Annotated in this window: 26 protein-coding genes and 1 pseudogene; 10 read left to right on the forward strand and 17 right to left on the reverse strand. The window is 72.9% G+C overall.

From position 1 onward, the window contains the following. Both EKG83_RS08325 and EKG83_RS08330 read left to right on the forward strand, forming a co-directional pair. Positions 1–750 carry a succinate dehydrogenase/fumarate reductase iron-sulfur subunit gene (locus tag EKG83_RS08325; RefSeq protein WP_033427407.1) on the forward strand — a complete coding sequence of 250 codons (750 nt, stop codon included), beginning with the start codon at positions 1–3 and terminating at the stop codon, positions 748–750. A gap of 107 nt (positions 751–857) precedes the next feature. Continuing rightward, a complete protein-coding gene (locus EKG83_RS08330; protein WP_033427406.1) occupies positions 858–1,634 on the forward strand; it encodes a phosphoribosyltransferase in 777 nt (258 codons plus the stop codon). A 46-nt stretch (positions 1,635–1,680) separates the two neighbouring features. On the opposite strand, the gene EKG83_RS08335 is transcribed toward EKG83_RS08330, so the two are convergent. The 7 genes from EKG83_RS08335 to EKG83_RS48930 all read right to left on the reverse strand — a co-directional run bounded on the left by EKG83_RS08335 (position 1,681) and on the right by EKG83_RS48930 (position 8,373). After that, positions 1,681–2,496 (reverse strand): ADP-ribosylglycohydrolase family protein, encoded by an 816-nt coding sequence (locus EKG83_RS08335; protein WP_033427405.1) that lies wholly within the window; start codon positions 2,494–2,496, stop codon positions 1,681–1,683. 19 nt (positions 2,497–2,515) lie between these two features. After that, on the reverse strand, positions 2,516–2,818 hold the full coding sequence (locus EKG83_RS08340; protein ID WP_153277942.1) for a hypothetical protein: 303 nt from the start codon (positions 2,816–2,818) through the stop codon (positions 2,516–2,518). A gap of 199 nt (positions 2,819–3,017) precedes the next feature. Then, a complete protein-coding gene (locus EKG83_RS08345) occupies positions 3,018–3,446 on the reverse strand; it encodes a hypothetical protein (protein WP_033427404.1) in 429 nt (142 codons plus the stop codon). Further along, complete coding sequence (locus EKG83_RS08350) at positions 3,443–3,859, reverse strand: type II toxin-antitoxin system HicB family antitoxin (RefSeq protein ID WP_033427403.1); 417 nt, start codon at positions 3,857–3,859, stop codon at positions 3,443–3,445. Before EKG83_RS08350 ends, EKG83_RS08345 begins: the two co-directional genes overlap by 4 nt. A 177-nt stretch (positions 3,860–4,036) precedes the next feature. Further along, positions 4,037–6,889, reverse strand: a complete 2,853-nt coding sequence (locus EKG83_RS08355) for a vitamin B12-dependent ribonucleotide reductase (protein ID WP_033427402.1) — start codon at positions 6,887–6,889, stop codon at positions 4,037–4,039. 98 nt (positions 6,890–6,987) lie between these two features. Continuing rightward, on the reverse strand, positions 6,988–7,440 hold the full coding sequence (gene nrdR / locus EKG83_RS08360; protein WP_033427401.1) for a transcriptional regulator NrdR: 453 nt from the start codon (positions 7,438–7,440) through the stop codon (positions 6,988–6,990). Between the two features lie 396 nt (positions 7,441–7,836). After that, a complete protein-coding gene (locus tag EKG83_RS48930) occupies positions 7,837–8,373 on the reverse strand; it encodes a LysM peptidoglycan-binding domain-containing protein (RefSeq protein ID WP_153277943.1) in 537 nt (178 codons plus the stop codon). 220 nt (positions 8,374–8,593) lie between these two features. Between EKG83_RS48930 and lexA the strand changes: the two genes are divergently transcribed. Further along, a complete protein-coding gene (gene lexA / locus EKG83_RS08370) occupies positions 8,594–9,298 on the forward strand; it encodes a transcriptional repressor LexA (protein ID WP_033431398.1) in 705 nt (234 codons plus the stop codon). Between the two features lie 63 nt (positions 9,299–9,361). Here the strand turns inward: lexA and EKG83_RS08375 are convergent, their stop codons facing one another. The 3 genes and pseudogenes from EKG83_RS08375 to EKG83_RS08385 all read right to left on the reverse strand — a co-directional run bounded on the left by EKG83_RS08375 (position 9,362) and on the right by EKG83_RS08385 (position 12,366). Continuing rightward, positions 9,362–10,384, reverse strand: coding sequence for an esterase-like activity of phytase family protein (locus tag EKG83_RS08375; protein WP_033431397.1), 1,023 nt, complete (start codon positions 10,382–10,384; stop codon positions 9,362–9,364). Between the two features lie 4 nt (positions 10,385–10,388). Next, positions 10,389–11,834: pseudogene (gene hflX, locus EKG83_RS08380) on the reverse strand (GTPase HflX). 43 nt (positions 11,835–11,877) lie between these two features. Beyond that, entirely contained in the window at positions 11,878–12,366 is a 489-nt protein-coding gene (locus EKG83_RS08385) for an ArsR/SmtB family transcription factor (protein WP_033431396.1), read from the reverse strand. A gap of 54 nt (positions 12,367–12,420) precedes the next feature. On the opposite strand from EKG83_RS08385, the gene EKG83_RS08390 reads away from it, so the two are divergent. Genes EKG83_RS08390 through EKG83_RS08400 form a run of 3 tightly spaced genes read left to right on the forward strand, consistent with a single transcriptional unit; the run spans position 12,421 to position 15,719 of the window. Further along, the gene (locus EKG83_RS08390; RefSeq protein WP_033431395.1) at positions 12,421–13,656 is read left to right on the forward strand and encodes an MFS transporter; all 1,236 of its coding nucleotides are present in this window, start codon (positions 12,421–12,423) and stop codon (positions 13,654–13,656) included. Continuing rightward, a complete protein-coding gene (locus EKG83_RS08395) occupies positions 13,640–14,869 on the forward strand; it encodes an MFS transporter (RefSeq protein WP_033431394.1) in 1,230 nt (409 codons plus the stop codon). Before EKG83_RS08390 ends, EKG83_RS08395 begins: the two co-directional genes overlap by 17 nt. Beyond that, positions 14,862–15,719 (forward strand): SMP-30/gluconolactonase/LRE family protein, encoded by an 858-nt coding sequence (locus tag EKG83_RS08400; protein WP_033431393.1) that lies wholly within the window; start codon positions 14,862–14,864, stop codon positions 15,717–15,719. The genes EKG83_RS08395 and EKG83_RS08400 overlap by 8 nt, the downstream gene beginning before the upstream one ends. Here the strand turns inward: EKG83_RS08400 and dapF are convergent. Genes dapF through EKG83_RS08415 form a run of 3 tightly spaced genes read right to left on the reverse strand, consistent with a single transcriptional unit; the run spans position 15,716 to position 18,130 of the window. After that, entirely contained in the window at positions 15,716–16,516 is an 801-nt protein-coding gene (dapF, locus tag EKG83_RS08405; protein ID WP_084716457.1) for a diaminopimelate epimerase, read from the reverse strand. The two genes, EKG83_RS08400 and dapF, sit on opposite strands and share 4 nt — an antisense overlap. A gap of 9 nt (positions 16,517–16,525) precedes the next feature. Then, positions 16,526–17,428: a tRNA (adenosine(37)-N6)-dimethylallyltransferase MiaA gene (gene miaA / locus EKG83_RS08410; RefSeq protein WP_033431392.1), complete on the reverse strand. Its 903-nt coding sequence runs from the start codon at positions 17,426–17,428 to the stop codon at positions 16,526–16,528. A gap of 18 nt (positions 17,429–17,446) precedes the next feature. Beyond that, a complete protein-coding gene (locus EKG83_RS08415) occupies positions 17,447–18,130 on the reverse strand; it encodes a class III extradiol ring-cleavage dioxygenase family protein (RefSeq protein WP_033431391.1) in 684 nt (227 codons plus the stop codon). A 187-nt stretch (positions 18,131–18,317) separates the two neighbouring features. Here EKG83_RS08415 and EKG83_RS08420 point away from each other — a divergent pair, with 187 nt between their 5' ends. Together EKG83_RS08420 and EKG83_RS08425 are read left to right on the forward strand one after the other, a co-directional pair. Continuing rightward, positions 18,318–19,652 (forward strand): DUF349 domain-containing protein, encoded by a 1,335-nt coding sequence (locus tag EKG83_RS08420; RefSeq protein ID WP_033431390.1) that lies wholly within the window; start codon positions 18,318–18,320, stop codon positions 19,650–19,652. 154 nt (positions 19,653–19,806) lie between these two features. Further along, positions 19,807–20,352 (forward strand): hypothetical protein, encoded by a 546-nt coding sequence (locus tag EKG83_RS08425; RefSeq protein ID WP_051765915.1) that lies wholly within the window; start codon positions 19,807–19,809, stop codon positions 20,350–20,352. Between the two features lie 211 nt (positions 20,353–20,563). Here EKG83_RS08425 and EKG83_RS08430 read toward each other — a convergent pair whose 3' ends face one another. Continuing rightward, the gene (locus EKG83_RS08430) at positions 20,564–21,037 is read right to left on the reverse strand and encodes an Rv2732c family membrane protein (RefSeq protein ID WP_033431421.1); all 474 of its coding nucleotides are present in this window, start codon (positions 21,035–21,037) and stop codon (positions 20,564–20,566) included. Then, entirely contained in the window at positions 21,034–22,518 is a 1,485-nt protein-coding gene (miaB, locus tag EKG83_RS08435) for a tRNA (N6-isopentenyl adenosine(37)-C2)-methylthiotransferase MiaB (protein ID WP_033431389.1), read from the reverse strand. Before miaB ends, EKG83_RS08430 begins: the two co-directional genes overlap by 4 nt. 137 nt (positions 22,519–22,655) lie before the next feature. Here miaB and EKG83_RS08440 point away from each other — a divergent pair, with 137 nt between their 5' ends. Beyond that, on the forward strand, positions 22,656–23,618 hold the full coding sequence (locus EKG83_RS08440) for a TAXI family TRAP transporter solute-binding subunit (RefSeq protein WP_033431388.1): 963 nt from the start codon (positions 22,656–22,658) through the stop codon (positions 23,616–23,618). 30 nt (positions 23,619–23,648) lie between these two features. Here the strand turns inward: EKG83_RS08440 and EKG83_RS08445 are convergent, their stop codons facing one another. Together EKG83_RS08445 and EKG83_RS08450 are read right to left on the reverse strand one after the other, a co-directional pair. Beyond that, entirely contained in the window at positions 23,649–25,028 is a 1,380-nt protein-coding gene (locus EKG83_RS08445; RefSeq protein WP_033431387.1) for a sensor histidine kinase, read from the reverse strand. Continuing rightward, positions 25,029–25,700, reverse strand: coding sequence for a response regulator transcription factor (locus tag EKG83_RS08450; protein WP_033431420.1), 672 nt, complete (start codon positions 25,698–25,700; stop codon positions 25,029–25,031). A gap of 161 nt (positions 25,701–25,861) precedes the next feature. On the opposite strand from EKG83_RS08450, the gene EKG83_RS08455 reads away from it, so the two are divergent. Next, positions 25,862–26,590 (forward strand): amino acid ABC transporter ATP-binding protein, encoded by a 729-nt coding sequence (locus EKG83_RS08455; RefSeq protein ID WP_194283059.1) that lies wholly within the window; start codon positions 25,862–25,864, stop codon positions 26,588–26,590. The last annotated feature ends 1 nt before the right edge of the window (position 26,591 follow it).

Genomic DNA, 26,591 nt, shown 5'->3' on the forward strand with positions numbered 1-26,591 from the left:
TTGGGGTACCAGGGGCACTTCCGGGTGTGGCGCGGTTCCGCCGAGGGCGGCGGCCTGGAGGACTTCACCGTGGAGGTCAACGAGGGCGAGGTGGTCCTCGACGTGATCCACCGGCTGCAGGCCACGCAGGCGCCCGACCTGGCCGTGCGGTGGAACTGCAAGGCGGGCAAGTGCGGCTCGTGCTCGGCTGAGGTCAACGGCCGGCCGCGGCTGCTGTGCATGACGCGCATGTCGGTGTTCACCGAGGACGAGACGGTCACCGTGACGCCCATGCGCACCTTCCCGGTGATCCGCGACCTCGTCACGGACGTGTCGTACAACTACCGGAAGGCGCGGGAGGTGCCCGCGTTCCGGCCGCCGGTCGGCGTGGCGCCGGGGGAGTACCGGATGCAGCAGGTGGACGTGCAGCGCTCGCAGGAGTTCCGCAAGTGCATCGAGTGCTTCCTGTGCAACAACACCTGCCACGTGATCCGCGACCACGAGGAGAACAAGGAGGCGTTCGCCGGGCCGCGGTTCCTGATGCGGGTCGCCGAACTGGAGATGCACCCGCTGGACGCGGCGGACCGGGTGCGCGAGGCGCAGTCCGAGCACGGGCTGGGGCTGTGCAACATCACCAAGTGCTGCACCGAGGTGTGCCCGGAGCACATCAAGATCACCGACAACGCGCTGATCCCGATGAAGGAGCGGGTGGCCGACCGCCGCTACGACCCGGTCACCTGGCTGGGCAACAAGCTGTTCCGCCGGTCGTGAGCGCGCGCGGGGTTCTCCGGGGCGCCCCGCCCCGGAAAACCCCGCGCGGTCCGGGGCCCCGCCGTGGCACGCTGGTGGTTCACCGTTCGCCGCCTGGGGGTACCCGCTTGCCCGCGTCGACCTCGCCCCACCCGAACCTCGCGGACTGGAAGCTCGAACCGTCCGGCTCGTCCTGGCTCCTCCGGTTCCGCTGCCCGCCGGAGGTCGCCGACCACGTCTTCGGCGCCCTGCCCGACGCCGAACCGCTGCGCAACCGCGGCACCGACCCCCGCTGGCCCTACCGCCTGCGGCTCGACTCCGCCCCGCCCGCCGACCTGGCCGACTTCCTCGCGCTGCTGGGCGAGGTGCTGGTGGTCCCCGTCAACCACGAGGCCCTGGACGCCGTGCTGGCGCTCGACCACCGGATGCAGTTGGACGGCTCCGCGCGCACCGACCGCGCCGAGCAGCTGCACCTGGTCAAGCACGGCGGCGTGCCCGCCGAGGTCGACCGGGCCGGGCAGGAGCTGGTCGCGGCGCTGGCGGAGGCGGTGATCCGGCACGAGTGGTACGTCCGGGCGACCCGCGTGCTGCCGGTGCCCGGCCACGAACCGCCGCGGCCGGCGGCGAGCGTGCTGCTCGGCCTCGCGCTGGCGCAGGACCTCGGCCTGGGGCTCACCCCGGTCACCGGCCCGGCCCGCAAACCCGCCCGGCTGATGACCGCGCGCGAGCGCGTCGACCTGCTGTCGGCGTTCCGGGTCGACGAGGACCTGACCGGGCGCACGGTGCTCGTCGTGGACGACGCCTACCAGAGCGGCTACACCATGGCGGGCGTGGCGAACGCGGCCCGCCGCGCCGGCGCGACCACCGTGCTGGGCCTGACCGCGGTGTGGCACACCCGCCGCTAGTCCCGGTACCCGGCGCGGCCGGCGCGTCGCCGAGCGCGGGCCCGCTTCACCGGGGCAGCGGCTCCCGGCGGCTCAGCCAGTTCCCCGGCACGCCCGTGCGCGTGGCCACGACCCCGCCGACGACGGCCGCCGTGGTGTCCATGTCGCCGCCCGCCTCGACGCAGGCCCGCAGCGCGGCCGGGTAGTCGTCGGCGTGGGTGGCGGCCACCCACAGCGCGAACGGCACGGTGTCCTGCGCGATCGACCTCGACCCGTTGCCCAGCTCGTGCGCGGCCTCCCCGACGGACCGGCCCAGCAGCCCCCGCGCCCGCTCGACCCCCCGCCGCACCTCGCCGTCGCCGAGGTGGTCGAGCACCGCGTCCAGCAGGTCGGGCCCCGGCAACGCCGCCGCGACCGCCACGGCCGCGGCGCCGGCCACCCCCTCCGGGTGCCCGTGCGTCACCTCCGCCTGCCGCACCGCCTGCGCCTTCGCCGTCACGGGGTCGCCGGCGAAGAACGCGCCCAGCGGCGCCACCCGCATCGCCGCGCCGTTGCCGCACGAGGGACCGCCCCGGTAGGCCGTCGCCGCCGCCTCCCGCCACGGCACGCCGTCGCGCACCCGGTGCAGCACCACCACCGCACCGGGCCCGTACCCCCGGTACGGGTCGCAGTGCTCGGCGAACGAGGCGGCCAGCCGGTCCTGGTCCACCTCGCCGTGCGCCAGGAGTTCGGCCAGCAGGAGGTGGGCCATCTCGGTGTCGTCGGTCCACGGCCAGGGACCCGGCGGGAACCGGTCGGTGCGGGGGCGGGCGAAGAACTGGGCGCCGAAGGCGTCGCCGACGGACAGGCCGTCGAGGGAGAGGAGCGCGGATTCGGGAGACATGTGCGGTCGAGGGTAGCCCTCACCACGCGTGGTGGACGGCGGAATGCCGGTGCCGGGCGGGCGCGACGTCGTCGCGGGAGCACCGCAGGGCACGGCGCTCGGCCAGGCGGGCCGGCCGGGCGACCTCCCGGTCGCGGTGGTGGGCGCGCGGGAACGAGCGGACCTCGACCACGCGGCGCACCGCCTCGGGCCGCGGCCTCCGGCGGCGGGCGGCGCGCGGGCAGGCGGAGCTGTGGCGCAGGTCGTCGAGCACGACGGTGAGCCACGCGCGACCGGGGCGGCGGGCGCGCGTGGAACGGGTGTGGTGGGTGGTGCGGGACACGATCGGCTCCCTCGGCGACACCGCCGGGTCCTTCCCGGCGGGGCTACCCGAAGCCGTGCGGACCCACCCTCGTCATCGGCGCGGCCGGAGCGCAACCGGCCTCGGAAAGCCGGAGGGCCCGGGACACGGGGTCCCGGGCTCAGGTACTGGTGGAGTGCACTTGTTCGTACCGTGCGCTATTCATCCAGCTGTCACTCGATCAGCTGTCCTCGGTCCAGTAGCGCTGGAGCCTGGCGACCGCTTCGTCCTTGCTCATCCCGGCCACCTCGGACTCGGCGAGGCCGACACGCGTGATCAGCATGTGCACGAGGTCGGCGGGCAGGGCTGCCGCCGGCGGCTCAGGCGTCCCGCGAGCAGGTTTGACGCCATCCTGCACACATGACCAGAACGCCGGTTCGTCGACGTCGAGTTGATCGCGGAGGATGTGCTTCCAGATGCTCTGCCCGTAGCCGGTGCGGTCCACCGGGTGCGAGATGCGGGTGCGCAGAATCCTGCCGTCGACAAGATCGAGTTCGTAAGTGACGTGATGCGTTCCAGTTCGGCCGCGGGCGTCGCGCACCCGGCGCCATTCCTCGACCTGGCAGAACGCCTCGTGATCCTTGCGCGCCGGCTGCGGCCAGGAAGTCACCGCGCGGCACCGACAAGCCACTCGCGTAGCTGCTCGTCGTCGCTGAAGCTGATCAGCTGCACCAATCCCCACTTGTCACGGTGGTTCGGAGCGTCGAGCAGGCGCTGCTGCCAGTCTTCCGCGTACTCGCGCAGGGCGTCGATCATCTCGGTGATCGCTTCGTCGAACGACGCGCCATCAGCCGCCACCGGCAGCCCCGGGATGAACACCGACCAGCCGCCTGCCTCCGGGACGACCTGGGCGTGCGACGGAACGATCGATGCGAGGAAGTGGCGCAGCCGCTTGACATCCACGACGGCTGTCGTGGCTGAGTCACGTCGAACCGTGGCGACTCGCCCCTGCTCCGCGGCATCCAGCAAGTCCTTCAGATGTGCGCGAGCATCGGTGTAGCTGTCGTAGTGAACAGCAGACATGCCGGCCTCCCCGGGTGGTCCTCACAAGCATGCCTCCGAAGCCCAAGTACGTCAAGTACGTGACGTACTTGGGCCGATGTTGCATTCAATGCAACCGTGAGCGGACATGGCAGAGCCGGGGCGACGACCGTCGCCCCGGCTCTGACCGGGTACTTCACCTGCTCAAGGCGCTCAGGGTCAGCTGCAACCCGAGGTGGAGCCGCAGCCCTCGCACAGGTAGCAGGAGCCCGCCGGGCGCATCTTCGTGCCGCACGTCATGCACAGCGGCGCGTCGGCGGCCTTGCCCAGGTGCAGCTCCAGCAGCTCGGTGGAGCTGCCGACCCGCACGTCCTGCGGCTTCGACTTCGACTCCGGCGCGGGCGACGGCGCGTTCGCCGGTGCCGCCGGCTCGACCGAGCCCACCGACGTGCGCAGGCCCTCCAGGTCCACGTCACCACCGCTGTAGTCGGCCGCCACCTGGGCGGTCCGCTCGTCGGCGGTGAAGATGCCCAGCTGCGCCCGCTTCTCGAACGGCAGGTAGTCCAGCGCCAGCCGGCGGAACAGGTAGTCCAGCACGCTGGTAGCGATCCGCACGTCCGGGTCGTCGGTCATGCCCGCCGGCTCGAAGCGCAGGTTCTGGAACTTCGAGACGTAGAACTCCAGCGGGATGCCGTACTGCAGGCCCACCGAGATGGACATGGAGAACGCGTCCATCACGCCCGCCAGCGTCGAGCCCTGCTTGCCGAGCTTGACGAAGATCTCGCCCAGGCCGTCGTCGGGGTACGAGCCCGCGTGCAGGTAGCCCTCGGCGCCGCCGACCGTGAACGACACCGTCTGCGACGGGCGCTTCTTCGGCAGCCGCTTGCGCACCGGCCGGTACTCCACCACCGGCTCGGCGGCCTTGGTCTCGGTCGCCTTGGCCGACTTGCCCGCCGACAGCGGCTGGCCGACCTTGCAGTTGTCGCGGTAGATGGCCAGCGCCTTCAGGCCCAGCTTCCAGCCCTGGTAGTAGATCTCCTCGACCTCCTCGACGGTCGCCGTCTCCGGCATGTTGACCGTCTTGGAGATGGCGCCCGAGAGGAACGGCTGCACCGCGGCCATCATCCGCACGTGGCCCATCGGCGCGATCGAGCGGTCGCCCATCGCGCAGTCGAACACCTCGTAGTGCTCGGGCTTGAGGCCCGGCGCGTCGACCACGTGCCCGTGCTCGCCGATGTACTCGACGATCGCCTCGACCTGCTCGTCCGGGTAGCCCAGCACGCTCAGCGCGCGCGGCACGGTCTGGTTGACGATCTGCATCGAGCCGCCGCCGACCAGCTTCTTGAACTTCACCAGCGCCAGGTCGGGCTCGATGCCGGTGGTGTCGCAGTCCATCATCAGGCCGATGGTGCCGGTGGGCGCGAGCACGCTGGCCTGCGCGTTGCGCCAGCCGTGGCGGGCGCCGACCTCCTGGCACCGCTGCCACTCGCGGGTCGCGGCCGACCGGACCGCCGCGTCGTTGGCGTGCAAGGTGCGGATCAGGTCGTTGGCCGCGGCGTGCTTGCGGATGACCCGCTGGTGCGACTCGGCGTTGCGGGCGTAACCCGCGTACGGGCCGACGACGCCCGCCAGCTCCGCGGACCGCCGGTAGGCCACGGCCTGCATCAGCGAGGTGATCGAGGCCGCCAGCGCGCGGCCGCCCTCCGAGTCGTACGCGTGGCCGGTCGCCATGAGCAGCGCGCCCAGGTTCGCGTAGCCGATGCCCAGCTGGCGGAAGTCCCGGGTGGTCTCGCCGATCGCGGGGGTCGGGAAGTCCGCGAAGCAGATCGAGATGTCCATCGCGGTGATGATCAGCTCGACCGACTTGGCGAACAGCTCCGCGTTGAACGAGCCGTCGTCCTTCAGGAACTTCATCAGGTTCAGCGAGGCCAGGTTGCAGCTGGAGTTGTCCAGGTGCATGTACTCCGAGCACGGGTTGGACGCGGTGATGCGGCCCGACTCCGGCGTGGTGTGCCAGTCGTTGATCGTGCCGTCGTACTGGATGCCCGGGTCGGCGCACTCCCACGCGGCCTGCGCCAGCTTGCGGAACAGGGACTTGGCGTCGACGTGCTCGATGACCTCGCCGGTCTGGCGGGCGCGCAGGCCGAACTGGCCGCCGCTCTCGTAGGCGTGCATGAACTCGTCGGACACGCGGACCGAGTTGTTCGCGTTCTGGTACTGCACGGACACGATGTCCCGGCCGCCCAGGTCCATGTCGAACCCGGCGTCGCGCAGCGCGCGGACCTTGTCCTCCTCGCGCGCCTTGGTCTCGATGAACTCCTCGACGTCCGGGTGGTCGACGTCCAGCACGACCATCTTCGCCGCGCGGCGGGTGGCGCCACCGGACTTGATGGTGCCCGCGGACGCGTCGGCGCCGCGCATGAACGACACCGGGCCGGACGCCGTGCCGCCGGAGGACAGCAGCTCCTTGGACGAGCGGATGCGCGAGAGGTTCAGGCCCGCGCCGGAGCCGCCCTTGAAGATCAGGCCCTCCTCGCGGTACCAGTTCAGGATCGACTCCATCGTGTCGTCGACCGACAGGATGAAGCAGGCGCTGACCTGCTGCGGGGACGCCGTGCCGACGTTGAACCACACCGGGGAGTTGAAGCTGAACACCTGGTGCAGCAGCATCCAGGTCAGCTCGTGCTCGAAGACCTCGGCGTCGGCGTCGGTGCCGAAGTAGCCGTGCTCGACGCCCGCCTTGACGTAGGTCAGCACCACGCGGTCGATGAGCTGGCGCAGGCTGTGCTCGCGCTGCGGCGTGCCCACCGCGCCGCGGAAGTACTTGCTGGTCACGATGTTGGTCGCGTTGACGGACCAGAAGTCGGGGAACTCCACGCCGCGCTGCTCGAAGTTCACCGAGCCGTCGCGCCAGTTCGTCATCACGACGTCCCGGTGCTCCCAGGTGACCTCGTCGTAGGGGTGCACACCTTCGGTGGTGTAGACGCGCTCCACCTTCAGCTTGGCGTTCTTGGCGCCCGCGCCGTTGCGGGTGGCTGTCTTCTTGGCTGAGCCACCGACGGTCTCGGTCATCCGGGTTCCCTCTCGAAATCGGTTAGGAGTGGCAGCGACCACGTCCGGGCTCCCCGTCCGAGGCGGTCGCTTGGTGTTCTGTGCCGCGGCGGCAGGCGCTAGTCGCGCTTGGCGTCGCGAAGATCGGCGATCTCCTTCTCGAAGTCCTCCACGGACGAGAAGGAGCGGTAGACGCTGGCGAAGCGCAGGTAGGCGACCTCGTCCAGCTCGCGCAGGGGGCCGAGGATGGCCAGGCCGACCTCGTGGCTCGGGATCTCGGCGACGCCGCCGGAGCGGATCGACTCCTCCACGCGGTGCGCGAGGTGCTGGAGGGCGTCCTCGTCGACGGGGCGGCCCTGGCAGGCGCGGCGCACGCCGTTGACGACCTTGTCACGGCTGAACGGCTCGGTGACGCCCGAGCGCTTGACCACGGCGAGCACGGCTTCCTCGACGGTGGTGAACCGGCGGCCGCAGTTGGCGCAGGACCGCCTGCGGCGGATCACCTGGCCCTCGTCGACCTCGCGGGAGTCGACCACGCGTGAGTCCGAGTTCCGGCAGAACGGGCATCGCACGGCTGGTCTCCCCTACTTGCGCGCAGCATCCATCGCGTTAGCCCTCGTGACGGGGAAAACCCCAACCTGTGGACTAACTACAACGGTGTAACCACTAGATGTAGGGGTCAACCTATGCCTTGGCCCTACCGTCCTGCAACTCGGACAGGCCCTTGGCGTGTCACCCGTACGGCTGATCCGCCACCCGTCCCGAACGACGCTGCACCCTACCCACCCACCCCGCGCGTGTCCTTCACCCCGACACCGCGAGTCGAACGTTCAGGACCGTCGTGTCGAACGCTCAGGACCCCCGAGTTCCACGTTCACGCGCCCTGGGTTGGGGCGCGAATGTGGAACTCGGGGGTCCTGGAGGTTCGACACGCGGGGGCTGGGGGTTCGACTCGCGCGGGGGAGGGGTCAGGGGGTGGGGTGGCCGTGGGGGACGGTGAGGGGTTGGCCGGGGACCACCTGGTCGTCGGGGAGGTGGTTGAGCTCGCGGATGCGCTCGGCGACGGCCTCCGGGTCGCTGGCGGGCGCGCTGCGCTCGGCCACGTCGAGCAGGGTCTCGCCCACCTGGACGTGCACCACGGCGGTGCGCTCGGGGACCGTCGTGGCGCCCGAGGTGTAGAGGTACAGGAGGGTCAGGGCGGCGGCCAGGACGGCGGCGGCCAGGGCGTAGAGGGTGAACTGGACGGCGGGGTGGCGGTGCGGTCGCGCCTGCCGGGTCGCCGTGGCCGAAGGGGCGTCGGGGGTCGCGGGCGGCTGGGGGCGCGGTGACGGGTGGGTGGCCGGGCGGGCGGAGGGGCGGGGGGAGGGGTGCTGGGGGCGGTCCGGTACGGCGAAGCGGCGCAGTACGCGTGGGCCTGGTCGCAGGCCGGTGCCCAGGGTGACGTCCTCGACCCCGGCCCCGTCCACGAGTTCGAAGCCGTTGCGGGTGCCAATGACCACCGCCATGATGCCCTCCAACGCAGGTCATCCGATCATGATCGAACTTGTGTTCGATCGAACGTCCGTGCGAATGTCTACCACTAAGTGCCGCATAATCTCCAGGACACGCCGGTACTTACTTCGAACAGGTGTTTGATCTGGGCGTGCAACACGACTACCGTCCACAACTGAAGATCGACGCAGAGCCGGCCTGGGCGAAACTGAGCCGGTGAGGAGGGAAAGCACCGTGGCACGCAAGACCAATGACGACCTCGGCATCGCCGCAGACGTGCCCTCCCTGCCCGAACCGGCGGACATCGCGGGCAACGCCGGGCTCACCCTGCGCCAGCGCAAGGTGCTCGACGTGATCCGCGACTGGCTGGACCGGTTCGGCTACCCGCCCAGCGTGCGCGAGATCGGCGAGGCGGTGGGCCTGACCAGCACGTCCTCCGTCGCCCACCAGCTGCGCGCGCTGGAGAAGAAGGGCTTCCTGCGGCGCGACCCGAACCGCCCGCGCGCGGTGGGCGTGCTGCCGACCGAGATCGTGACCGGCCTGGCCCCCGCGTCCAAGCCCACGCCCGCGTACGTGCCCATGCTGGGCCGCATCGCCGCGGGCGGGCCGATCCTGGCCGAGGAGGCCATCGAGGACGTGTTCCCGCTGCCCCGCGACCTGGTCGGCGAGGGCGAGGTCTTCCTGCTCAAGGTCGTGGGTGACTCGATGGTGGACGCCGCCATCACGGACGGCGACTGGGTCGTGGTCCGCCAGCAGCCCACCGCCGACAACGGCGACGTGGTGGCCGCGATGATCGACGGCGAGGCCACGGTGAAGACGTTCAAGCGCAAGGACGACGGGCACGTGTGGCTGCTGCCGCACAACACCGCCTACCAGCCGATCCTCGGTGACGAGGCGTCGATCCTGGGCAAGGTCGTCGCGGTCCTGCGCCGCCTCTGACCGCGAGGTGCGGAGCAACGGGGTCCGGGTGCGCCCGGGCCCCGTCGTGCGTGGAGGGGCCCCTCAGGCCCGGCGGCGGGAGCGGCGCACCAGCGCGGCCGTCAGCACCAGCACCACGGCGGCACCCCCGACCGCCGGCCACGGCGAGGAGGCCGGCTCGGCGGGCCCGGCGGCCTGCGGTTCCCCCGCCCGCGCGGGCGCGTCGGTCGAGGTCGGGGCCGGTGGGGGCGGTGCGGCCAGGGCCGCGGCACCCTCGACCCGCCGCACCACCGAGGACGTCGCGCCGCTGCCGAACTCCGAGGCCGACAGCAGCGCCCCGTCCGGGGTGAACGCGATGGCCTCGCCCTGCGGCTCGTCCGGCAGGGGCACCCGCACCGGGTCGCCCTCCAGCGCCTTGGCCAGGTCGCCGTCGGGCACCGGGAACAGGTAGGCGTCGGTGTAGGTGCGCAGCGCGACCACCCGGCCGTCCGGGCTCGTCGCACCGCCCGTGACCAGGCGCGACACCACGCGGTTCGCCAGCGGCCCGCCGGGCGTGTCGGTGCTGCCGATCCGCACCTGACCGACCTGTTCCAGCGGTGTCGGCGCGTTCTCGGCCAACCCGGAAACAGGCCGGTACACCAATGCCGAGCCGATCGTTTCCTTGGTGACGATGTGCGGAATTCCCGCGCCGTCCAACAACAACGCCTCGGCGTCGTGCTTTCCGTCAGGATACGTAAGGCGGTACAAACGCGTCGTGCCGTCCGGGGAAACCGCGTGCAATGCCACGGTTTCGCGCGTCTTGCCGTTGTCCCCGGTGTCCGCGACCCACAGGGTTCCGTCAGGAGCGAGGGCGAGGTCTTCGACGTCGAACGGGTTGACCGGGGTGGTGATGGTCCGGGTGACCGCGCACCCGCGGTCCATCACCTGGACCACCAGCCTGCCGTCGTCGCTGTCGTTGACCGCGAACAGCTCGTCCCCGCCCGCGGCGAGACCGGACAGCTCCGCCAGCCGCTCGTCGGTGACCGCGCACAGGTCGGCGGGGGCCGGCGCCGCCACCGCGGCACCGGCCCCCGCGAACAACCCGAGGACCACCAGGAGGGCGCGCACCGGGTCAGGCGCGGCTTCCGTCCACGGCGAACTGCCCCAGCACGCCCGCCAGGTCCGGCCGCACCCGGGCGGACAGCTCGGTGCCCTCCTCGGTGTGCCGCTCCTTGAGCACTTCACCCTCGCGGTGCACGCGCGCGACCAGCTCGCCCCGCGCGTAGGGCACCAGGGCGTCCACCACGACCTCCGGCCGCGGCGTCATGGCCGCGATGCGCTCGCGCAGCTCGGGGATGCCCTCGCCGCTGTGCGCGGAGACGAACACCGCGCCGGGGAACAGGTGCCGCAGCCGGGCCAGGCCCAGCTCGCCCACGGCGTCGATCTTGTTCACCACCAGCAGCTCGGGCGGCATCGGCTCGTCGCGCCGCTCGGTGATCTCGCCGATCACCTCGCGCACGGCCGCGACCTGCTTCTCCGGCATCCCGTCGGACCCGTCGACCACGTGGACCAGCAGGTCCGCGTCGGCGACCTCCTCCAGCGTCGACCGGAACGCCTCGACGAGCTGGTGCGGCAGGTGCCGCACGAAGCCGACGGTGTCGGTCAGCGTGTAGGGCAGGCCCTCGGGGGTCTCGGTGCGCCGGGTGGTCGGGTCCAGGGTCGCGAACAGGGCGTCCTGCACCAGCACGCCCGCGCCGGTCAGCGCGTTGAGCAGGCTGGACTTGCCCGCGTTCGTGTACCCCGCGATGGCCACGTTCGGCACCGCGTTGGCGACGCGGCGGTGCCGCTTGGTCTCCCGGATCACGCTCATCGCGGCGATCTCGCGGCGCAGCTTGGCGATGCGCGCGCGGATGCGCCTGCGGTCGGTCTCCAGCTTGGTCTCACCGGGACCGCGCAGACCCACACCGCCGTTGGCGCCGCCCGCGCGGCCACCCGCCTGCCGGGACAGCGACTCGCCCCAACCGCGCAGGCGCGGCAGCAGGTACTGGAGCTGGGCCATCTCCACCTGCGCCTTGCCCTCCTTGGTGGAGGCGTGCTGGGCGAAGATGTCGAGGATCAGCGCGGTGCGGTCGACGACCTTGACCTTCAGCTTCTCCTCCAGCTGCCGCAGCTAGCCGGGGGAGAGCTCGCCGTCGCAGATCACGGTGTCGGCGCCGGTCGAGATCACGACGTCGCGCAGCTCGGCCACCTTGCCCGCGCCGATGTAGGTCGCCGGGTCGGGCCGGTCGCGCCGCTGCACGAGCCCTTCGAGCACCTCGGAGCCCGCGGTCTCGGCGAGCAGCGCCAGCTCGGCCAGGGACGCCTCGGAGTCGGCCGCCGTGCCCTCGGTCCACACGCCGACCAGCACGACCCGCTCCAGCCGGAGCCTGCGGTACTCGACCTCGGTGACGTCCTGGAGTTCGGTGGACAGCCCGGCGACGCGGCGCAGTGCCGCGCGCTCCTCGAGAGCCAGGTCGCCGGTGGACAGCTCGTCGTCGCGGTCGAGCCAGTCGTTGGTTCGGTACGTGTTTTCCGTCATTTGCCCTTCATCGTCCCATGACGACCCCGCCGGGACCGAGTGGTTAATCCCCCGGGTACAGCGCCAGGTAGATCGCCACCCGCTCGTCGCCCGGGTCGGCCGGCTCCTCCGCCAGCTCATCGAACAACGTCCGGAGACGGCGTTTTAGTTCCTCGGGGTCGGCGCGCACCACCAGCCGGATCTGCCGCAACGCGTCCACGCCCACGTCCGCCACCTCGCCGAGGAACGCCTGCAACGCCGCCTCCTTGGCCTCCGGCGGCCGGTTCTCCCAGGTCAGCCGCCAGGACAGGCCCGTGGACAGGTACGGGATCTCGCGCGCGCCGCGCTTGCCGGCGCGGGCCGGCTGGGCCTCCAGGAAACCCGTGGCGACGAGTTTGCGCACGTGGTGGAGGGTGGTGGCCGGGTCCTTGCCCAGCCGCTCGGCGATCTCCTTGTTGGTCAGCGGCGTGTCGTAGGTCAGCCGGATGATGCGCAGCCGCACGTCCGAGGAGAGGACGGCGATCTCCGCGGCCGTGGCGAGGCGTCGGGACACCCGGACAGGATAAGTGATTGACAGTTTCCAATCACTCTCGGGAGACTCCCGGCCATGTCCCTGTGGTCTCACCGCGACTTCCGCCTGCTGTGGGTGGGCGACACCGTCAGCCAGTTCGGCGCGACGATCGGCCGCACCGTCCTGCCCCTGCTCGCGGCGGGCGCGCTGGCCGCGACCCCGTTCGAGATGGGCGTGCTGTCCGCGGCGGGCTCGGCCGCGTTCCTGCTGATCGGCCTGCCCGCGGGGGTGTGGGTGGACCGGCTGAGCAGGCGCCCGGTGATGCTGGTCGCCGACTTCACCCGCGCCGCGCTGCTGCTGTCCGTGCCGGTGGCCTGGTGGCTGGGCGCGCTCACGCTGGCCCAGCTGGTCGTGGTGGCGCTGCTGGTCGGCGCGGCCACGGTCATGTTCGACGTCGCCTACCAGTCGTACCTGCCGGCGCTGGTCGGGCGGGACCAGCTGGTCGAGGGCAACTCGAAGCTGGAGACCAGCCGGGCCGTGGCCGAGGTGTCCGGGCCCGCGGCGGCCGGCGGCGTGGCCCAGGCGCTCGGCGCGGCCAACGGCGTGCTGGCCACCGGCGTGGGCTACCTGGTGTCCGCGCTGTTCCTGCTGCGCATCCGCACCCCCGAGCCGCGCCCGGAGCCGCCCGCCAGGCCCGGCCTGGTGCACGAGATCGGCGAGGGCCTGCGGTTCGTGTTCGGCCACCCGTCGCTGCGCGCCATCGTCGGCTGCACCGGCACGGCCAACTTCTTCGGCGGCATCGGCGCGGCCGTGACCGTGCTGTTCCTGGTCCGCGAGCTCGGCCTGTCGGAGGGCGTGGTCGGCCTGCTGTTCAGCACCGCGGGCGTCGGCGGCGTGCTGGGCGCGCTGACCACCGGCTGGTGGAACCGGCGGTTCGGGCAGACCCGGACGATCTGGCTGTCGGCGCTGGTCACGTTCCCGTTCGGGCTGCTCGTGCCGTTCGGCGCGGCGGACTGGCGGCTGGTGCTCGTGGTGCTCGGCGAGATCGGCGTGGCCTACGGGGTGATCGTCTACAACGTCTCGCAGGTCAGCTACCGCCAGTCGATCTGCCCGGACCACCTGCTCGGCCGGATGAACGCGAGCATCCGGTTCGTGGTGTGGGGCGCGCTGCCGCTCGGCGGGCTGGTCGGCGGCGCCCTGGGGGAGGGCATCGGCATCAGGTCGACGCTCTGGGTGGCCATGGCGGGCCAGGCCGCGGCGCTGCTGTGGGTGGTGCTGTCACCGCTGCGCACGCGTGAGGGGGAGGAGCAGGAGGATGCCGTTATCGCGTGACTTCCGGCTGTTCTGGGGGAGCGACGCGGCCAACCAGTTCGGCACGGCCGTGTCGTCGTTCGTGCTGCCGGTGGTGGCGATCGAGGCGCTGGACGCCTCGGAGTTCCAGGTCGGGCTGCTCAACGCCGCCGGCATGGCCGCGTTCCTGCTCATCGGCCTGCCCGCGGGCGCGTACGTCGACCGCCTGCGCAAACGGCCGCTGATGGGGTGGAGCACGGCCGGGCGGGCGCTGCTGCTGCTCGGCGTGCCGGTCGCCGCGTGGCTGGGCGGGCTGACCTACGCCCACCTGCTGCTCACCGCGCTGCTGGTGGGCGTGCTGACGGTGTTCTTCGAGGTGGGCGCCCAGGCGTACCTGCCGGCGCTGGTCGACCGCGGCCTGCTGGTCGGGGCGAACAACCGGCTGGTGTCGGTGCAGCAGGTGGCGCGACTGACCGGGCGACCGGTGAGCGGGCCCCTGGTGCAGGTGCTCGGCGGCGCCAACGCCGTGCTCGCCATCAGCGCCTGCTACCTGGCCTCGGCGGTGCTGCTGCGCGGCGTGCGGGTGGTCGAGCGACCGGCCGGGCCGCGTCGCCGGGCGCTGGGGGCGGAGGTCGCCGAGGGGCTGCGGTTCGTCTTCGGGCACCCCCTGGTGCGCCCCACGGCGCTGTGCACCGCCTCGTTCAACCTGACCAACGCCGTCTGGGGCGCGGTGAACGTGCTGTTCCTGCTCCGCGACCTGGACCTGCCGCCGGCGGCGGCGAGCCTGCTGCTGGGCGTCGGCAGCGCGGGCGGGGCCCTGGCCGGCCTGTTCGTGGGCCGCCTGGTGCGGGTGGGGCAGGTGCGGCTGGTGTGGCTGTCCCTGGTCTGCACCCAGCCCGCGTGGGTGCTGATCCCGCTGACCCGGCCGGACTGGCGGATCGCGCTCTTCGCCGTCGGCACCGCGATCGCCTCGGCCGGGATCGTCGTCTACAACGTCGCCCAGGTCAGCCTGCGCCAGGCGCTGTGCCCGGACCACCTGCTCGGCCGGATGAACGCGAGCATCCGGTTCCTGGCCTGGGGGTCGATCCCGCTGGGCGCGCTGGCCGGGGGCGCGCTGGCCGGGTGGATCGGGGTGCGCGGCACGCTGTGGGTCGCCGCCGCGGGCATGGTCGCCTCGGTGCTGTGGCTGGTCCTGTCACCGCTGAGGGCGATGCGGGACGTGCCGGAGGTCACTACGGTCGAGGGGCGTGGCTGACACCGAGGTGCTGCGCGACGGCCTCCGGTTCGGCGAGGGACCTCGCCGCGGACCGGACGGCCGGCTGTTCTACTCCGACTTCTACGACCACGAGGTGCGCGCGCTCGACCCGGGCACCGGTGCCGAGGAGGTCGTCTGCGAGGTGCCCGGGCAGCCGTCCGGACTGGGGTGGCTGCCCGACGGCCGGCTGCTCGTGGTGTCCATGACCGACCGCCGGGTGCTGCGCCTGGAGGACGGCGGGCTGGTCGAGCACGCCGACCTGGGCGGCATCGCCACCTTCCACGCCAACGACATGCTGGTCGACGCGCACGGCCGCGCCTACGTGGGCAACTTCGGCTTCGACCTGCACGCCGCGATCGCCGCCGGGGGCGAGGCGGCGCTGCTGGACCCGGACTGGGTGGCGCCCGGCACCCCGCTGGCGCTGGTCCGGCCGGACGGGGCGGTGGAGCGGGCCGCCGACGACCTGAAGTTCCCCAACGGGGCGGTCCTGCTCCCGGACGGCCGGCTGGTCGTGGCCGAGACGCTGGCGTTCCGCCTGACCTGCTTCGACGTGGCCGACGACGGCTCGCTGTCCGGCCGGCGGGTGTGGGCCGGGCTGCGGGAGCGCCTGATCGCGCCGGACGGCGTCGCGCTCGACCCGGGCGGCGGGGTGTGGGTCGCGCCCGCGCTCCAGCCGGCCGCGTTCCTCGTCGAGGAGGGCGGGCGCATCACCCGGAAGGTGGAAACCGGCCAGGCGTGCTTCGCCGTGGCGGTGCTCGACGGCCGGCTGGTCTGCTGCACCGCGCCCACGTCGCAGCCCGAGGTGGTCGCCAAGGCGCGGCTGGGGCGGCTGGAGGTCGTCGACCTCTAGAGCGCGTCCCACCAGACCTGGTCCAGCTCGCCGCGCGCGAGCAGCACCGCCGGGCCGGTCAGCGTGGCCGTCTCCTCCTCGACCACCACGCTCACCCGCCCGCCCGGGACGTCCACGGTGGCCTTGCCGGTGCGCTGACCGGTGCCGTGCAGCCACGACGCCACCGCCGCCACCGTGCCCGTGCCGCACGACCGGGTCTCGCCGACCCCGCGCTCGTGCACGCGCATCCGCAGCGCGCCCTCCTCCAGCACGTTGACGAACTCCACGTTCACCCCGTGCGGGAACTGCGCCGGGTCGTGGCCGGGCGGCGCCTCCAGGTCCAGCTCGGCCACCGGCACCCCGGTCACGCACGCCAGGTGGGGGTTGCCGACGTCCACCGCGACCCCGTCGAACGCGCTGCCGCCCACCGTGGCCGTGCCCGTGCCGGTGACCAGGGCGCGGCCCATGTCCACGGTGACCGAGCCGTCGGGGTGGGTGACGACCTGGCGCTCGCCGGCCCGGGTGCCCACCGCGAACCCGCCCTCGGGCACCAGGCCCGCGTCGACCAGGTAGCGGGCGAACACGCGCACGCCGTTGCCGCACATCTCCGCGATCGAGCCGTCGGCGTTGCGGTAGTCCATGAACCACGGGCCGAAATCGGGGCGCACGACCCGCAGCACGCCGTCCGCGCCCAGGCCGCGCCGCCGGTCGCACAGCGCCCGCACGCGCGCCTCGGTCAGGTCCAGCACGCCGTCCGGGTCGGGCAGCAGCACGAAGTCGTTCTCGGTGCCGTGCCCCTTCAGGAACTCCACTGCCACGGCACCAGGCTACGGTGCGACCAGGGCCAGCACGTCCTCGGCCAGGGTGGGCGAGGACGCGTCGAACCAGGTGACCCGCCGGTCGCGCCGGAACCAGGACCGCTGCCTGCGCACGAACCGCCGGGTGCCCTGCGCGGTCAGCGCCGCCGCGTCCGCCACCGGGTACGCGCCGTCCAGGGCGGCCAGGACCTGCTGGTAGCCCAGGGCGCGCGACGCGGTGCGGCCCTCCCGCAGGCCCCGCGCCGCCAGCTCGCGGACCTCGTCGACCAGGCCCGCGGCGAACATCCGCGCCACCCGGGCGTCGACCCGCTCGTCCAGTTCGGACACGTCCCGGTCCAGGCCGACCAGCACGGTGCCGTAGCGGGCCGGACCGGGCTTGGGCAGGGTCGCCGAGAACGGCTCGCCGGTCAGCTCGATGACCTCCAGCGCCCGCACGACCCGCCGGCCGTTGCCGGGCAGGATCGCCAGGGCCGCGGCCGGGTCGAGCCGCGCCAACCGCTCGTGCAGAGCCGGCGCGCCCACCTCGGCCAGCTCCCGCTCCAGCCGGGCCCGGACGACGTCGTCGGTGCCGGGGAACCGCAGGTCGTTGAGCACGGCGTCGACGTACAGGCCGGAGCCGCCGACCAGGACCGGGGTGCGGCCGTCGGCCAGCAGCTTCTCCACGACCGCCCGCGCCTCGCGCTGGTAGGCGGCCACCGAGGCGGTCTCGGTGACGTCCAGCACGTCGAGCAGGTGGTGCGGCACGCCCCGCCGCTCCTCGACGGTCATCTTGGCGGTGCCGATGTCCATGCCCCGGTACAGCTGCATCGCGTCGGCGTTGACCACCTCGCCGCCCAGCTCCAGGGCGAGCCGCACGGCCAGGTCGGACTTGCCGGTCGCGGTCGGCCCCACGACGGCCACGGGGGTGTGCACGGGCCCAAGCCTCCCAGATCAGGCTTCCCAGACGGCCCAGTGGTAGCCGACGCCGAAGGGCGCCCGGAACGCCGACCGCGCGCACCGCCACGCGCCCGGCACGCCCGCGGCCACCTGCCAGGCGGCCCGGCCCTGCGCGCCCAGCTCCGCGGCCAGGCCGGGGTCCAGCGCGCGCAGCGCGTCCACGTCCGCGGCGGCCAGCGCCCGGTGCACGGCCTCGTCGAACGGGCCCGCGCGCTCGTCGGACCGGCCCACGGCCAGCTCGCCGTGCCGGGGCGAGCCGTCGCCGAGCACGAGCAGCGCCGGCGCGCCGGCCAGCCGCGCGCCCAGCGCGGCGCACTCGTCGGGCGGCAGGTCCGGCGGCACGAGGTGCACGCGCACGCTCCGCGCGCCCACCCGCCCTCGGAGCCAGCCCGCGACCAGGGCGGGCAGCGGCAGGTCGTCGTCCACGGCGGTCGCGCCCTCGGACAGCGCAACCGGGACGTCGACCCCGAAACCGGTGAAGCCGCCGGCCACGTCCGCGACCTCGCGGGGCCCGGACGGGTCGACGCCGACGGCCACCCAGTCGGCCGAGTGCGAGGCCAGCGCACGCGCGGCGGCCAGGGTCTCGGCGCGCACCGGCTCGGTCTCCGGGGCCGCCCCGGACACCAGCTCGGGCACCAGCAGCGGGGGGTGCGGCACGACCGCTAGACGCGAGAACATGGCAACCCACGCTACTCATCGGCCACCACCGGTACCGATGCGAGCCCTGACCTGTTTGAATGCGCGCGAGGTACTGGCGACCCTTGAGGTGGGTCGCGCGGCACCCGGGTGCTGGGCCCCGCCATCGGCGGGGCGCCCGTGGTCGGCACGGGCACCACGAAGTGGGCAGGCGAGGAGGAAGCCGGCGATGACGGAGCACGAGACGACACCGGGAACCACTGGGGACAGTGGCGCGGGGGTGGCGGTCGAGGAGACCCAGGTGGCATCGGCGCCGGTCACGGCACCACCGCCGGTCCCCGTGGCGTCGGACCACCCTGACCGCTGGGGGCGTGTGGACGAGGACGGCACCGTCTACGTCAAGACGGCCGACGGGGAGCGCGTCGTCGGGTCCTGGCAGGCGGGGGAGCCCACCGAGGGGCTGGCGCACTTCGCGCGCCGGTTCGACGACATCCGCACCGAGGTCGAGCTGCTGGTGACGCGGCTGTCCTCCGGTGCCGGGGACCCCAAGCACGCGATGACCAGCGCGAAGCACGTCCAGGAGAGCCTGGCCGACGCGGCCGTGGTCGGCGACCTCGCGGCGCTGTCCGCGCGCGTCGAGCACGTCCTGGCGCTGGCCGAGCAGGGCCTGGAGGCGGCGAAGGTCGCCAAGGACGAGGCCCGCGCCGCGGCCGCCGCGCGCAAGCAGGAGCTGGTGGAGGAGGCCGAGCAGCTGGCGGCCGAGTCGACCCAGTGGAAGGCGGCCGGTGACCGGCTGCGGTCGATCCTGGACGAGTGGAAGACCATCCGGGGCGTCGACCGCAAGACCGACGAGCAGCTGTGGCGCCGGTTCTCCAAGGCGCGGGACGCGTTCAACCGGCGGCGGGGCTCGCACTTCGCCGACCTGGACCGGCAGCGCAGCGTGGCCAAGGCGCGCAAGCAGGAGCTGGTCGAGGAGGCCGAGAAGCTCGTCGAGTCCGACGACTGGGGTCCCACGGCCGGTCGGTACAAGGAGCTGATGGTCGAGTGGAAGGCCGCCGGGCGTGCGCCCAAGGAGGCCGACGACGCGTTGTGGCAGCGGTTCCGGGCCGCGCAGGACGCGTTCTTCGCCAAGCGGTCGGAGGCGTTCAGCGAGCGTGACGCGGAGTTCGCGTCCAACGCGAAGCTGAAGGAGGAGCTGCTGGTCGAGGCCGAGCAGATCGACCCGTCGCACGACCTGGAGGCGGCGCGGCAGCACCTGTACCGCATCCAGGAGCGGTGGGACGCGATCGGCAAGGTGCCGCGCGAGCGGGTCCGCGAGCTGGAGGGCCGGCTGCGGTCGGTCGAGGAGCGGGTCCGCGGCGCGGTCGACGCCCAGTGGCGCCGGTCCGACCCGGAGGCCGAGGCGCGCGTGGCCCAGTTCCGCGAGCGGGTGGAGCAGTTCGAGGCGCAGGCCGCGAAGGCCCGTTCGGCGGGCGACAAGCGCCGGGCCGAGCAGGCCGAGGCCCAGGCCAAGCAGTGGCGCGAGTGGCTGGCCGCCGCCGAACAGGCCGTAGCCACCCGCTGACCCGGTCCGCCGGGGGCCCGTGCCGCCTGCGGCACGGGCCCCCGGCTTTCCTCTCCCTCGTTCGGGCGATCGAGAAGTCGCAAAAGGGCGGACGACGCCGGCGGGCCGGCCGATAACGTCCGCACATGATCCACCAGCGCATCGGGCGGGCCGCGTGACGGCGGCGACCACCGGTGAGGGGACATCGACCGCGCACAACGCGCTGACCGGCGAGTTCCACGGCACCACCGTCGCGGCTCACACGATCGGCGGCGTCACCATCGGGGCACCGCAACACCGACCGGTGGTGTTCGCGGCCGTGGCTTCAGGCGCGTTCCTGGCGGTCGTCGCACTGGCGGCCCTGACCCTGCTGGTGTGGCAGGGCCGCGTCGACCTCACCCCCCGACGGGACGCGGGCAACCAGGTCGCTCCCACCGCCGGCTCAACCGCCGCCACCCCGACGGGCTCCGCCGCGCCGACGACGACCCCGACGGCCACCACAGCGGTCACCACCACACCGGTCACCGCCACACCGATGACCACGACCGCACCGGGTACCGGGAACGCACCCGCCCCGGTGACGTCGCCCGCCGCCACGACGGACCATGCGCCCACGAGCACCCGCACGATCACCACGACCCCTGCCACGAGCACCACAGTCGTCAGCACGACCACCAGGGACACGAACCCGTGCAACGGCCCGTACTGGATCAACTGCTGACAAACCGGCAGCTCACCCGCGTGTCCCCGTTCAACCCGCGCGAGTCGAACCTCCAGCCCCCGCGTGTCGAACCTCCAGGACCCCCGAGTTCCACATTCACGTCCCAGGTCAGGGTGCGTGAACGTGGAACTCGGGGGTCTTGAGCGTTCGACACGACGGTCCTGAACGTTCGACTCGCGGTGTCCGAGTGGAGGACACGCGCGGGAGGGGGTTAGGTCAGGGGTGGGCGGGAGGCGGCTATGCGCAGCCACTTGACCAGCAGGACGACGATGGCGATCACGGCCAGGACCAGGCCGAAGCCCGGGCCGGGGCCCGGGTGGTGGCCGGTGGTGGTCTGGGTCGTCCAGATCGACAGGACGCCGGCCACGCTCGTGGCGAACGAGGCCAGCGCGGACACCCAGGCCAGGGCCCAGCGGCGGACCGCCAGCGTCGCGGCGGGCAGCAGCACGCCCGCCACCAGCACCGCGACCGAGAAGACCCGGGGGAGCGCCGGGGCCTCGCCGAGCAGGACGGACAGGCCCGTCCCGCCGTCCACCCACGGCAGCACCAGGGACACCAGGATCGCCAGCACGCCGATGGCGATGGTCAGCGCGCCGGCACCGGGGTCGAAGCGCTTGGCCGCCGTGCGGCCCACCCCGTTGATCTCCTCGCGCAGCCGGTCCAGGTCGTCGGGTTCGCGGCTCATCCGACCGAGCACCCGCCCACGGCCGCGGGCTGCGGCGCCGGCGCGCCGAACGACGGCAGGCCCAGCGCCACCCCCGGCGTCTTCGGCTTCACGCCCGCCTCGGACCGGTCACCCGCCTTCGTGCGCCGGTGCGCCAGCAGCGGGCCGTCCGCGATCAGGTTGTGCGGCGCGGCGTAGGTGACCACCGTCTCGACCACGTCACCGGGGCGCACCCGCGCGTCCCCGGGCGCGAAGTGCACCAGCCGACCGTCCCGCGCCCGGCCGGTCATCCGGTTGGTCTCGGTGTCCTTGCGGCCCTCGCCCGCGGACACCAGCAGCTCCACCCGCCTGCCGACCTGCTTCAGGTTCTCCTCGTGGGCGATCTCGTTGACCAGCGCCACCAGCCGGTCGTAGCGCTCCTGCACGACCTGCTTGGGCAGCTGGTCGGGCAGCTCGGCGGCCGGCGTGCCGGGGCGCTTGGAGTACTGGAAGGTGAACGCGGAGGAGAACCGGGCCTGCCGGACCACGTCCAAAGTGGCCTGGAAGTCCTCCTCGGTCTCACCGGGGAAGCCGACGATGATGTCGGTGGTGATGGCCGCGTCCGGCATGGCCGCGCGCACCTCGTCCAGGATGGACAGGTACTTGGCGGTCCGGTACGACCGGCGCATCTGCTTGAGCACCCGGTCCGAGCCCGACTGCAGCGGCATGTGCAGCTGGTGGCACACGGCGGGGGTCTCGGCCATCGCCGCGATCACGTCGGAGGTGAAGTCCTTCGGGTGCGGCGAGGTGAACCTGATCCGCTCCAGGCCCTCGATCCCGCCGGCGGCGCGCAGCAGCTTGCCGAACGCGTACCGGTCGCCGAACTCCACGCCGTAGGAGTTGACGTTCTGGCCGAGCAGGGTGACCTCCAGCACACCCTCGTCGACCAGCGCGCGGACCTCCGCCAGCACGTCGCCGGGCCGCCGGTCGCGCTCCTTGCCGCGCAGCGAGGGGACGATGCAGAAGGTGCACGTGTTGTTGCAGCCGACGGAGATCGACACCCACCCGGAGTGGGTCGAGTCGCGGCGCGCGGGCAGCGTCGAGGGGAACGTCTCCAGCGCGTCCAGGATCTCGACCTGCGCCTCGCGGTTGTGGCGGGCGCGCTCCAACAGGACCGGCAGCGAGCCGATGTTGTGCGTGCCGAACACCACGTCCACCCACGGCGCGCGCTTGACGATCTCGCCCTGGTCCTTCTGGGCCAGGCAGCCGCCGACCGCGATCTGCATGCCGGGGTTCGCGGACTTCGCCGGCGCGAGGTGGCCGAGCGTGCCGTAGAGCTTGTTGTCGGCGTTCTCCCGGACCGCGCAGGTGTTGAAGACCACCACGTCGGGGGTGGTGTCGCCCTCGGCGGGCGCGTAACCCGCGTCCTCCAGCAGCCCGGCCAGGCGCTCGGAGTCGTGCACGTTCATCTGGCAGCCGAACGTGCGGATCTGGAAGGTTCTAAAACCCTGCGACGCGCTCACCCACCCACCATATCCCCTGGTCAGTGGCTGCTCCGGGCCACGGGTGGCGGTGAGGTCATCGCTGCTGCTCACCGGCCGGGTCACCGGCACCCGTCCGCCGCTCCCGGGCTGCGGGTCCGCCGTGCGACGATGCGCGGGTGTCGCGAACGCCGCCGCGCCTGCGCGCGCTCTGGGCCGCCCTGGTCCTGACCGCCCTCGCCCTGACCGCGTGCGGCAACGACTTCGAGCGGGTGGAGCTGACCATCGCCGCGGGCAGCAAGGTCGGCGTCTACAACAAGCTGAGCACCGCGCTGGCCGAGGCGTGGACCCGCGACCCGGGCATCCGGCGCCCGGAGGTGCTGGAGACGTCCGGATCGGTGCAGAACCTCCACATGCTGCGCAACGGCGAGGCGCACATCGGCTTCTCCGCGGCCGACGCGGCGGAGCAGGCCGCGGACGAGGCCGAGCAGGCGCGGCAGACCGGCACCGGGCACCGGCTGTTCGCGCTGGCCCGGATGCACGACGACTACCTCCAGGTGCTGGTGCGCGCCGACCTGTCGGTGACCAGGCTCACCGACCTGGTGGGCATGCGGGTGAGCCTGGGCGCGCCCGACTCGGGCGTGAAGCTGATCGCCGACCGCCTGCTCGCGTCGGCGGAGATGGACGGCAAGCTGCGGGTCCGCTACCTCGACCTCCAGGCCAGCACGGACGCCATCGCCAACGGCGAGCTGGACGCGTTCTTCTGGTCCGGCGGCGTGCCCACCGACGCGGTGACCACCCTCGCCACCAAGGTCGACATGCGGATGCTCGACCTGAGCGACGTGCTGCCCAAGTTGCGGGCGGACTTCCCGGTGTACGGCTCGGCCACGCTGCCCGCGTCGGCCTACCGGCTCGACGGCGGCCCGGTGGTCACCCTGGTCGTGCGCAACTTCCTGATGGTCAACGACACGGTGACCGACGACGTGGCGGAGGCCCTGCTCAGGGGCTTGTTCCGGGCGCAGCCGACGCTGGTGTCGGCGAGCCCGGTGGCCAGGTCGATAGAGGTCCGCTCGGCCATCGAGACCACGCCCGTGCCGCTGCACCCCGGCGCGATGCGCTACTACCGCGACGCGAAGGTCTGAGGTCCGGAACGCCGCGGCCCGACGAGCAGGTCAGGCCGCCGGGAACTCCACCGTCACGGTCAGCCCGGCGCCCTCCGGCGACTCCAGCCGGATCGAGCCGTCCACCCGCTCCACGACCTGCCGCACCAGCGCCAGCCCCAGGCCGGAGCCCTGCACGTTCTGGTGCGCCGGGCTGCGCCAGAACCGGTCGGTGGCCCGCTCCAGCTCCTCGGGCCCGAGCCCCGGCCCCTCGTCCCGCACCGACAGCCGCACCACGCCGTCCCGGCGCCGCACGTCGACGTGCACCAGCGTGCCGTCGGAGGTGAACTTCAGCGCGTTGTCCAGCAGCGCGTCCAGCACCGTCTCCACGCCCCGCGGCGGCGCGAGCGCGGTGCCGCCCGGCTCGCCGTCGAGCACCAGGTGCACCTCGCGGGCCGCCGCCGCGGGCTGCCACGCGGTCAGCCGCCCCGCCACCACCCGGTCCACGTCCACCGGCACGGGGTCCACCGACGACGCGCCCGCCCGCGCCATGGACAGCAGCTCGTCCAGGATGCGGTTGAGCCGGTTGGCCTCGTCCAGCGCCGCCGCCTGGTGCGCCGCGCCCTCGCCGACCACGTGGTCTTCAAGGTTGGACAGCCGCAGCTTCAGCGCGGTCAGCGGGTTGCGCAGCTGGTGGGACGCGTCGGCCACGAACGCCCGCTGCGCCGCCAGCGCGTCGCTGACGTTGGCGGCCATCTGGTCGAACGAGCGCGAGAGCTGCCGCAGCTCCGGCGGCCCGGACGACGAGCCCACCGGCTCCACCGGCTCCCCGGACACCACCGCCGCCAGCAGCGCGCCGGTCGCGTCGTCGAGCCTGCGCACCGGCCGCAGCGTCCACCGGACCAGCGGCAGCGCCGCGAACACCGCCGCCACCAGCACCAGCAGGCTGGACACCAGCAGCACCGCCCACCACACCAGCACCTCGGAGCGGGTCTTCCAGGTCGGCGAGAACGTCACCACGGCCCCGCGCACCTCGCCCGCCTCCAGCACCGGCTCGGCCAGCACCAGCTCGGTCGAGTCCCACGGCATGATCAGCTCGGGCGCGACCGGCTGCCGCCCGGCCAGGGCGCCGTTGACCAGGTCGGACACCTCGGGGGAGGACAGGTCCACCGGGCCGCCGGACGAGGCCACCACCTCCTTGTCGCGGCTGAGCAGCGCCACCCGGATGCCGTACAGCTCCCGGTAGCGCTCCAGCTCCGGCTCCAGCACGCCCGGCTGGTCGTCGATGAACGGCCGCTGCGCCACCGACGCGAACCGCGTGGTGTCGGTGAGCCGGTCCAGGAACATCTCCTGCTGCTCGGCCTGCGCCACCCCGCGCCCCAGCGGCACCCCCATGCCGAGCAGCACCAGCACGACCAGCGCCAACACGATCCCCAGCAGCCGCGACCGCACTCAGCCCCCGCTCAACCGGTACCCGACGCCGCGCACCGTCTCCAGCAACGACGGCCGCCCCAGCTTGGTGCGCAGCGTCGCCACGTGCACGTCCAGCGTCCGGTTGGCGCCGGACCAGGTGCGGCCCCACACCTCGGCCAGGATGCGCTCCCGCGTGCACACCGCGCCACCGGCGGCCACGACCAGTGCCAGCACCTGGAACTCCTTGCGCGACAGGGTCACGGGTTCACCCGCCACGGTGACCTCGTGCCGCCCCAGGTCCACCCGGACGTCGGCCACCTCGACCACCTGGGTGCCGCCCCCGCCGACCCCGACCGGGTCGCCGCGCCGCCGCCGCACCGCGTGCACCCGCGCCACCAGCTCGCCCACGTCGTAGGGCTTGACCAGGTAGTCGTCCGCGCCGGCGTGCAGGCCCAGGATGCGGTCGTCGATCTCGCCACGGGCCGACACGACGATGATCGCCACGTCGCTGGCGGCCCGGATGTGGCGGCACAGGGTGACTCCGTCCACATCGGGCAGGCCCAGGTCCAGCAGCACGACGTCGACGCCGGCCAGCCGGTCGAGCGTCCCCCGACCGGTGGCCTGGCGGTCGACCGTGAAACCACGTCGCGTCAGCGCCGGTACCAGCGCTTCCGCCACCCGGTCGTCGTCCTCGACCAACAGCACGCGCACCGTGGTGCCTCCCGCCAAGTGTCGCCACCCTGTGACAGAGTTGAGACCCTAAGTCTTGCTCAACCGCCTGGACTGGTGTGGTGATTCACACCTAGGTTTCCGCCATCGCTGGCGAACCCCCTACTGGAGGACTGATGACCGCCGCCACTCCTGCTCCGCCCATGATCCGGATGGCGGGCGTGGACAAGTTCTTCGGCCCGCTGCACGTCCTCAAGGACGTCACGCTGGAGGTGCCGAAGGGCCAGGTGGTCGTCGTGCTCGGCCCCTCGGGGTCGGGCAAGTCGACGCTGTGCCGCACGATCAACCGGCTGGAGCCGATCAACTCCGGTGTCATCGAGGTGGACGGCCAGCCGCTGCCCGCCGAGGGCAAGGAGCTGGCCCGGCTGCGCGCCGACGTGGGCATGGTGTTCCAGTCGTTCAACCTGTTCGCCCACAAGAGCATCGTCGACAACGTGGTGCTGGCGCCGGTCAAGGTCCGCAAGGTCCCGGCCGCGCAGGCCCGCAAGGACGCCATGGAGCTCCTGGAGCGGGTCGGCATCGCGAACCAGGCGGAGAAGTACCCCGCTCAGCTGTCGGGAGGCCAGCAGCAGCGCGCGGCGATCGCCCGCGCGCTGGCGATGCGACCCAAGGTGATGCTGTTCGACGAGCCCACCTCCGCCCTGGACCCCGAGATGGTCCAGGAGGTGCTGGACGTGATGACCACGCTCGCCCGCGAGGGCATGACCATGCTCGTGGTGACCCACGAGATGGGCTTCGCCCGCAAGGCCGCGGACCGCGTGATCTTCATGGCCGACGGCGAGGTCGTCGAGGACTCGACGCCGGAGGACTTCTTCTCCGCGCCGAAGTCGAACCGCGCGAAGGACTTCCTTGGCAAGATCCTGACCCACTGAA

The organism is Saccharothrix syringae (assembly GCF_009498035.1).
Lineage (GTDB): Bacteria > Actinomycetota > Actinomycetes > Mycobacteriales > Pseudonocardiaceae > Actinosynnema > Actinosynnema syringae.